The sequence below is a fragment of the Mesorhizobium sp. M2A.F.Ca.ET.067.02.1.1 genome, assembly GCF_004023285.1.
Taxonomy (GTDB): Bacteria; Pseudomonadota; Alphaproteobacteria; order Rhizobiales; family Rhizobiaceae; genus Mesorhizobium.
On sequence record NZ_RZSB01000211.1, the window covers coordinates 1 to 8294 of the forward strand.

Genomic DNA, 8294 nt, shown 5'->3' on the forward strand with positions numbered 1-8294 from the left:
GGCGCAGAAGGCGCGCGACATCCTGCAGAACACGCCCGGCGTCGACATCGTCGGCTCGATCAGCGGTCTGAACTTCCTCACCAGCGCCGCGCAGTCGAACTCGGCGGTGGAGTTCGCCATCCTGAAGCCCTGGGATGAGCGCGGGCCTGACCAGAGCGCCTCGAAACTGGTCGAACAGGTGCGCGGCAAGCTCTTGCAGATGCCGGATGCGTTCGCGCTGTCCTTCGATCCACCGTCGATCCCGGGCCTCGGCACCACCGGCGGCTTCGAGTTCCAGGTGGAGGATCTGTCGGGACGCGGCAGCGCTGCGCTGAACGATGTGACGCAGGCGCTGATCGCGGAGGCGCGCAAGCAGCCCGAGCTCAATCCGCAGCAGCTGTTCTCGTCCTTCTCGACCTCGACGCCGCAGTTCAACTACGACCTTGACCGCAGCAAGGCGAAGCTTCTCGGCCTCAACCTGCCCGATGTGTTCAACACGCTGCAGATCTATCTCGGCTCGCTCTACGTCAACGACTTCAACCTATTTGGCCGCACCTTCCGCGTGACCATCCAGGCCGACAAGGACGCGCGCGCCGACGCCACCGACATCTCCAGGCTCTATGTGCGCAACGCGTCGGGCGGCATGGTGCCGCTGAGCACGCTGGGCAAGCTGGTGCCGATCGTCGGACCCGAGACCGTGCCGCATTACAACAACAATGCCTCGGCCCTGATCAATGGCGGTGCTGCCCCCGGCTTCTCGTCCGGTCAGGCGGTGGCGGCCATGGAGCGGGCGGCAGCGAACGTGCTGCCGCGCGACTTCGGCTACGAATGGACCGGCATCACCTTCCAGGAGCTCAAGGCCGGATCGATCGCCTCGGTCGTGTTCGGGCTGGCGATCGTCTTCGTCTTCCTGATCCTGGCGGCGCAGTATGAAAGCTGGGCGATGCCCTTCATGGTGCTGCTCGCCGTGCCGCTCGCTCTGTTCGGCGCCTTCGTGGTGCTTTTGCTGCGCGGCATGCAGATCGACGTCTACTCGCAGATCGGCTTCGTCATGCTGATCGGCCTCGCGGCCAAGAACGCGATCCTGATCGTCGAGTTCGCCAGGCGCCGTCGCGAGGAAGGGCTCACCATCGTCGAGGCCTCGATGGAGGCCGCGCGGCTGAGGCTGCGGCCGATCCTGATGACCGCCTTCGCCTTCATCCTCGGCGTGCTGCCGCTGATGTTCGCGACAGGCGCGGGCGCCGCCAGCCGGCAGTCGATCGGCACCACCGTCTTCGGCGGCATGGTGGCGGCGACCATCCTGTCGCTGGTGTTCGTACCCGTCTTCTACGCGGTGATCGAGCAGCTGCGCGAGCGCGGCGAAAAGGAACCAGCCGAGGGACACCATGGCGCCCCTGAGTCAAAGGAAATTGAACCGACCGCCGAGCCGGCGCTTCAGCCGCTCGCCCAGGCGGCCGAATAGGATTGGAGAGCAAAATGCGTAGATGGGAAATCGCTTTAGGCGCCGCCGTCGCGGTGGGCGCAGTGTCGGTTGCAAGCGTCCACCTGCTGAATCCGGGCTATCTCGGCGGCGGCACGGCGGGCGCGGCGCCCGCCCCGGCGGCCTTCGTCATGCCGGTGCCGGTGGTGAATGTCGTGAAGAAGACGCTGCCGATCTATCTCGACTACGCCGCGCGGGTGGAGTCGATCCGCAGCATCACGCTGCAGGCGCGTGTGCCGGGCTATCTGCAGGAGCAGACCGCGGCCGACGGCAGCGACGTCAAGCAGGGCGACCTGCTCTATCGGATCGCGCCGGAGGATTATCAGGCCGCGCTCGACCAGGCGAAGGCGCAAGTGCAGCGCGATACCGCGACGCTGGAATATGCAAAGTCCAATCTCGGCCGCGGCACCGACCTCGCCAAGGCCGGCTATCTCGACAAGGACAGCTTCGACCAGCGCACCAGCAATCTGCGCACGGCCCAGGCCGCCCTTGCCGTCGACCAGGCGGCGGTGCGGACAGCCGAGCTCAACCTTGGCTATGCCGAGATCAAGGCGCCCTTCTCGGGCCGGATCGGCCGCAACCAGGCTTCGGTCGGCACGCTGGTCAGCGTCGCCGGCACGGTGCTGAACACGCTGGTGCAGCTCGACCCGATCTATGTGACCTTCAACCCGAGCGAGACCGATCTCGTGCAGATCGAGCAGGCGAAGGCCAACGGTCCGATCGCCGTCGACGTGCTCCTGCCCAGCGAGACCAAGCCCAGCCAGAAGGGTGAGCTGACCTTCATCGACAACACGATCGACCATTCGACCGGCACGATCACGGCGCGCGCCACGATCGGCAACGCCAAGTTCACGCTGCTGCCCGGGCAATATGTGCGGGTGCGGCTGCATGTGAAGGAGCAGCCCAACACGCTGATGGTGCCGCAGGTGGCGCTGGGTTCCAGCCAGCTCGGCAAGTACCTCTATGTCATCGGCAAGGGCAACACCGTCGATCAGAAGCTGGTGTCGCTTGGGCCGACCGACGGCGACCTGATTTCCGTGACCTCCGGCATTTCCGAGACCGACCAGGTGATCACGGGCAATCTGCAGAAGATCGGACCCGGAATGCCGGTTTCTCCCTTGCCGCAACCGAAACCGGCCAGCTGATAACCCCCATCAGTTTCCGGTCCGACGGTGCCCTCGACTCCCACGTCGAGGGCGCCGTTTTGTTAGGAGGGTTCAATCGGTTCCCGATACCGGTTCCGTAGGGGCCTGCCGGGACTGCTCGCCAGCAATTCGACCAGGCCGGCAATGTCGGCGCGTTCCGCCTTCGCCGGCAGCATGAAGGCGCAATAGGGCTGGCCGAGGCGGACAGAGACGGACGACAGCGCGATCAATCGGCCGGCTTCGAGATCGGCGCTCGCCATGATCCGTTGGCCGAGCGCTATCCCCAACCCCAGCCGCGCGGCGCCGATCGCCAGGCTGGACAGGCCGACGCGGCGGCCATGCGACGGGTCGGGCGCGCGGTTGCCGCCCGCGGCGGCGAACCAATCCGCCCAGCTCGGATGCGAGGCGTAGTTCGGCCCCCAGTTGGTGTGGATGAAATGGCTCTCATGCACATCGGCGAGGGTGGGCGACCCGTTCCCGTAGCGCTGCCAGAAGTCGGGGGCTGCGACCGGCAGCACCTCGTCATGGACGAGCCTGACCATTTTCAGCGCCGGATAGTGGTAATCGCCATATGAGATACGCAGGTCGATGTTCTGGCGCACCACATCGACGGGATCGTCCTCGACGCGGACATCGATGGCCATTTGCGGAAAGCCGTCGAGCAGCACCGCCAGTCGCGGCGCCAGCCAAAGCTCGGCAAGCGAGAAGGGCACGCTCACCACGAGACGCGTGCGCAAGCCGCCTTCCAGCATGCGCCGGCCGACCGCCGCGATCTCGCCCAGCGCATGCGCCGTCTGCGGATAGATCGCGTGGCCGGCATCGGTCAGCGCGATGCGGTTGCCGTTGCGCACGAAGAGCTGCTTGCCGAACCAGTCTTCCAGGTTGCGGATCTGCTGGCTGACTGCGGCCGAGGAGACGCCAAGCTCGCCGGCGGCAAGCGTGAAGGAGCCGGCGCGGGCCGCGACCTCGAAGGCCCGCATTGCATTCAAAGGCGGAAGCTTTTCCACGCACCATCCTCGAAAGATTTTCTCGGGAGAGCCTAACAATTTTCCCCGTTGCCGCAAAGATTTCCTTGCGGTGTAGTGACCTCAGATTTTGGAGGACGCTATGATCGAAACCATTCTCGACCTGGACCGCTATCCGCTGCACCGCGAGGGCAGCCCTGAATGGCAACGGCTGGTCGACGAGTCCAAGGCCGCGCTTGCGGCCAACGGCATGTTCAACCTGGAAGGGTGCCTGCGCCCCGGCATCGCCGAGAAGGCCGTCGCCGAGATCCGGCCGGTGATGGACACGCGCTCGCATGTCCACAGGCGCATGCACAACATCTATTTCAAGCCGTCGATCCCGGAATTGGCGCCCGACCATCCGGCGCTGCGCAAGGTCGAGACGATCAGCCATACGGTCTGCGCCGACCAGATCGCCAGCAGCACTGTGCTTTCGATCTATGAATACGAGCCGCTGGTGCGGTTCCTGGCGGCGACGATGGACAAGCCGAAACTGCATGTCATGCAGGATCCGCTGGCCCGGGCCAACGTCATGGGCTACCGGGCGGGCGAAGCGCTCAACTGGCATTTCGACCGCTCGGAATTCACCACGACGCTGTTGCTGCAGGCGCCCGAGCGCGGCGGCGACTTCGAGTACCGCACCGACCTGCGCTCGGACTGCGACCCGAATTATGACGGGGTCGCCAAGCTGCTCGAGGGGCGCGACCCTGAAGCAAAAATCCTGCGCATCAAGGCCGGCACGCTCAACGTCTTCCGCGGCAAGAACACCGCGCATCGCGTCACCACGGTCGAGGGCAATCGCGAGCGAATGATCGCGGTGTTCTCCTACTACGAACGTCCCGGCGTGATGTTCACCGATGAGGAGCGGATCGGCTTCTACGGCCGTGCCGCTTGAGACTCGCCAGAGCGATTTTCGAAACAGTCTCCACAACTCGCCGATCTCGGTCAAAAAGCTCTTGTTAGATTGTCGACAATCTGCTTGTCTTGCAGAAATTCCTCCCGGGGGTCGACCTATGGCAAAGCTGGATTTCGGTCCGATCGCGGATACGACGCGCAGGGCGGAGATCGTCGCCCTGCTCAGGCGCGCCATCCTGACCGGACAGCTGGAACCGGGGCAGAAGCTCAACGAGCTCAGGATTTCGGAACAGATGCGGGTGAGCCGCGCGCCGCTGCGCGAGGCGATGCGCGAGCTGGTGCAGGAAGGCATCCTGACCAGCATCCCCTATGCCGGAACCTTCGTCATCGACGTCACGGCCAAGGACATCATCGATGCCTATTCGCTCAACAAGGTGCTCGATGAATTCGCCATCGAGCTTGCCTGGCCGCAGCGCGACCCACGCTTCCTGGATGAGCTGGACCGCCGCCACGAGGCGGTGAAGCAGGCGACGCGGGCGGTGGACACCACGCGCCAGATCGAGACGGCGCTGCAGCTGCACGGGCTGATCTACGAGTGGGCCGACAATTCGGTGCTGCTCGAGACCTGGCAGCGGCTGACGAGCCGGCTGCAGATGTACTTCGCCCTGCATCAGCGGGCGCGCAACGAACCGGTGCCGGCCGAGGATGTGCACGAAACCTATGTGGCGCTGCTCAAAGGCGCCGACATGCGCGCCGCCCAGCGCCATGCGCGCGAGCATATCGATCTCGATTTCGAAGAGCTGCTTTCATACGCGCGCGGCCTCGAAAAGCGCACATCGAAGAACTGACAGACGGACAGCAAAGTGAAGATCGAGAGCATCAAGGCCTACCATGTCGTCCAGCCCTTCGTGGACGGGCCTTACCGCATGTCCAAGGGACGCGTCGCCGACTGTTTCGATGCGGTGATCGTCGCCATCACCTCCGACAGCGGTGTGACCGGCTGGGGCGAGATGGCGCCGCTCGGCAATTTCTATTCGGCCGCCTTCCCGGCGGGAGCGCGCGCGGGCGTGCCGGAAATCGCGCCGCATCTCATCGGCCAGGATCCGCGCGGATTTGCCGGCATCGGCCGGCTGATGGACACGGTGTTCAAGGGCCACCCTTACATCAAGTCGGCGCTCGACATGGCGTGCTGGGATCTCGCCGCCCGCGCGGCCGACATGCCGCTGGTGACCATGCTGGGCGGCCGCGAAAGCGATATGGCGGAGACCTACCGGGTCGTCACCCACGGCACGCTCGATCAGATGGCGGCTTTGGCCAAGCGGATCATTTCCGAGGGCTGCCGCCGTCTGCAGGTCAAGGTCGGCGGCAATGTGCATGACGACATCGAGCGGGTGACGACTGTCGCCTCGGCGGTGCCCAAGGGCACGGTGATCTTCTGCGATGCCAATGCCGGCTGGACGCCCTACCAGGCGCGGCAGTTCGCCGACGCCACGCGAGGCATCGACTACACGTTCGAGCAGCCCTGCACGACGCTGGATGAGAACATGTCGGTGCGCCGCATGCTCGACAAGCCAATGGTGCTGGACGAATCCGTCACGTCGCTCGGCGAGATGCTGGAAATCCACCGCCGGGGTGCCGCCGACGGGCTGACGCTGAAGATCTCGCGGCTCGGCGGCGTGACACAGACACGGCTGATCCGCGACGTCGCCGTGGACCTCGGCTTCATGATCACCGTGGAAGACACAGGCGGCGCCGAGATCGACACCGCCGCCATGGCGCATCTGTCGCTGTCGACACCGGCAGAGCGCCGGCTGCATGCCATCGCCTTCCACGAATGGGTCGCGGTGCGCACGGCAAGGAACGCGCCACCGGTGACCGGCAGCCATATGGGCATTCCCGACGGCCCCGGCCTCGGCATCGACGTGGATCCGGGCCTGCTCGGCGAACCCTTCTTCGAGATCGGCTGACATGAAGATCAGGCGCGTCAAGGCAACCCCGATCAATTACCGGCTGGAGGCCCCTTATGTCTGGGTCTTCGGCGAGCTCGACGGCTTTTCGCCGACCATCGTCGAGGTCGAGACCGAGGACGGGCTTGTCGGCATCGGCGAGGCGCCGACGCCGGGCGCGGCGGCCATTGTCAACGACGTGCTGGCGCCGAGGCTTGTTGGCCGTGACGCCTTCGACATCGCCGGCGCGGAGGAAGTCTGCCTGCCATTCTGGAGCGGCGTGCAGTCGATCAACGACCGCACCCGCATCATGGCTTTCGGCGCCATCGAGAGGGCGCTGTGGGACCTGCGCGGCAAGGCGTGGAAGCAGCCGCTTTACCAGTTGCTCGGCGGCGCGGTGCGCAAGGACATCCCCTTCACCGATTATTTCTCACTGCGCGGTGATGGCGCCAGGGTCAAGGGCGAGAAGACGCCGGAAGAGGTCGCCGACTATTGCGTCGAACTCCACGAGCGCCACGGCACCACCTTCTTCGAAGGCAAGTTCTCGATGCATGATCCGAAAATTTCCATGAAGATGGTCGAGCTGATCCGCAGGAAGCTCGGCGGCGACGCGATGATCCGCATCGACTCCAACCAGGCCTATTCGCTGGCCACCGCCAGGCAATTGGCGCGGCCGCTGGAGGAGCTCGGCGTGCGCAACTGGGAGGACCCGGTCGCGACCATCGAGGAGATGCGCGAGCTGCGCCGTCACACCTCGATCCCGTTCTCGACCCATAACATCGACGTCGCGCGGGCGATGGAGTTGAAGGTGCCGGATGCCTTCGTCGGCAACCCGACGGCGCATGGCGGCATCAACCGCATGCTGCGCTTCGTTGGCGCCTGCGAGCATGCCGGCATCGACTGCTGGTGCTACAGCGGCGACACCGGCATCGGCAGCGCCTGCTACCTGCATCTGTGCGCCGCGCTCGGCTGGATCAGGGAGCCCAACCAGTCGCTGTTTCGCATGCAGCCGATGGACATCATCGAGGAAGGCCCGTTCGCGCCCAAGAACAACACCGTGCCGGTGCCGGAAGGCCATGGCCTCGGGGTCACGCTGTCGCAAGAAAGGCTCGCCGCCTGCCATCGCGATTTCGTCGAGAACGGCCCCTGCAACAAATATCACGACCCGGAAAAACCCGGGACCTACCGCAGACTGCCGCTGAATTAGGAGGATGTCGAAAAGCTAGCAGGACCTATCCGGAAAAAGGCGGCCACAAGTCGCCTGGCCGACAGACAATTCATCAAGAAAATCTGACTTTTCCGTCCCAACCAGCGGATGGATCGGTCGGAACCGCATGCTACTGTATATCGACCGATACTGATGAGGCCTGGAACAGGAGAACTCCACGGAACTCATCAGTTGGAATGCACTCGCCAACCACAACAACTGGGGAAAGGGCATAGAACCCATGAGCAAGAACTATCGCATTCTCGATCTGCTGCGGCGTGGCCGCACGCCCCTCGAAAACCATCTGATCGACGGCCTTGTCGACGGCCGCCTCAGCCGCCGCGAATTCGTCCGCCACGGCAGCCTGCTCGGCCTGTCGCTGCCGCTGCTCGGCCGCATCGGCATGGCCGCCGGCTTCGGCGCGACGCCTTCGCTCGCTCGCGCCGCAGGTGCTGCCGGCGGCACCATTCGCGTCGGCAGCAGCGTGCCGGCCGCGGCGATCGATCCCGTCACCATCGCCGACGCCGGCGGCCTGCTCGTTATGCAGCAAGTGGCAGAATTTCTTTGCGTCGACGGCCCGGACCTGGTGCTGAAGCCGGCGCTGGCGGAAAGCTGGAAGCCGAATGCCGACGGCACGGTGTGGACCTTCACGCTGCGCAAGGGTGTCAAGTTCCACTC

The 8294-nt window shown here is 65.0% G+C and carries 8 protein-coding genes; 7 read left to right on the plus strand and 1 reads right to left on the minus strand.

Features of this window, described 5'->3' with window-relative positions; all coding sequences use genetic code 11:
* Nucleotides 1–1441, plus strand: a 1441-nt coding sequence (locus tag EOA28_RS16225; RefSeq protein ID WP_148670732.1) for an efflux RND transporter permease subunit, incomplete at its 5' end; no start/stop codon positions are given.
* A 14-nt stretch (nucleotides 1442–1455) separates the two neighbouring features.
* The gene (locus tag EOA28_RS16230) at nucleotides 1456–2604 is read left to right on the plus strand and encodes an efflux RND transporter periplasmic adaptor subunit (RefSeq protein ID WP_127250328.1); all 1149 of its coding nucleotides are present in this window, start codon (nucleotides 1456–1458) and stop codon (nucleotides 2602–2604) included.
* A 62-nt stretch (nucleotides 2605–2666) separates the two neighbouring features.
* Here EOA28_RS16230 and EOA28_RS16235 read toward each other — a convergent pair whose 3' ends face one another.
* Nucleotides 2667–3611 carry a LysR substrate-binding domain-containing protein gene (locus tag EOA28_RS16235; RefSeq protein ID WP_127250327.1) on the minus strand — a complete coding sequence of 315 codons (945 nt, stop codon included), beginning with the start codon at nucleotides 3609–3611 and terminating at the stop codon, nucleotides 2667–2669.
* A gap of 100 nt (nucleotides 3612–3711) precedes the next feature.
* Here EOA28_RS16235 and EOA28_RS16240 point away from each other — a divergent pair, with 100 nt between their 5' ends.
* The 5 genes from EOA28_RS16240 to EOA28_RS16260 all read left to right on the plus strand — a co-directional run.
* Nucleotides 3712–4503 carry a 2OG-Fe(II) oxygenase gene (locus EOA28_RS16240; protein WP_245463214.1) on the plus strand — a complete coding sequence of 264 codons (792 nt, stop codon included), beginning with the start codon at nucleotides 3712–3714 and terminating at the stop codon, nucleotides 4501–4503.
* A gap of 118 nt (nucleotides 4504–4621) precedes the next feature.
* Nucleotides 4622–5311 carry a GntR family transcriptional regulator gene (locus tag EOA28_RS16245; protein ID WP_126078650.1) on the plus strand — a complete coding sequence of 230 codons (690 nt, stop codon included), beginning with the start codon at nucleotides 4622–4624 and terminating at the stop codon, nucleotides 5309–5311.
* Between the two features lie 15 nt (nucleotides 5312–5326).
* Nucleotides 5327–6430 carry a mandelate racemase/muconate lactonizing enzyme family protein gene (locus EOA28_RS16250; RefSeq protein ID WP_127250326.1) on the plus strand — a complete coding sequence of 368 codons (1104 nt, stop codon included), beginning with the start codon at nucleotides 5327–5329 and terminating at the stop codon, nucleotides 6428–6430.
* 1 nt (nucleotide 6431) lies between these two features.
* On the plus strand, nucleotides 6432–7616 hold the full coding sequence (locus EOA28_RS16255; protein ID WP_127250325.1) for a mandelate racemase/muconate lactonizing enzyme family protein: 1185 nt from the start codon (nucleotides 6432–6434) through the stop codon (nucleotides 7614–7616).
* A gap of 241 nt (nucleotides 7617–7857) precedes the next feature.
* A partial coding sequence (locus EOA28_RS16260; protein ID WP_245501532.1) for an ABC transporter substrate-binding protein occupies nucleotides 7858–8294 on the plus strand: 437 nt, incomplete at its 3' end.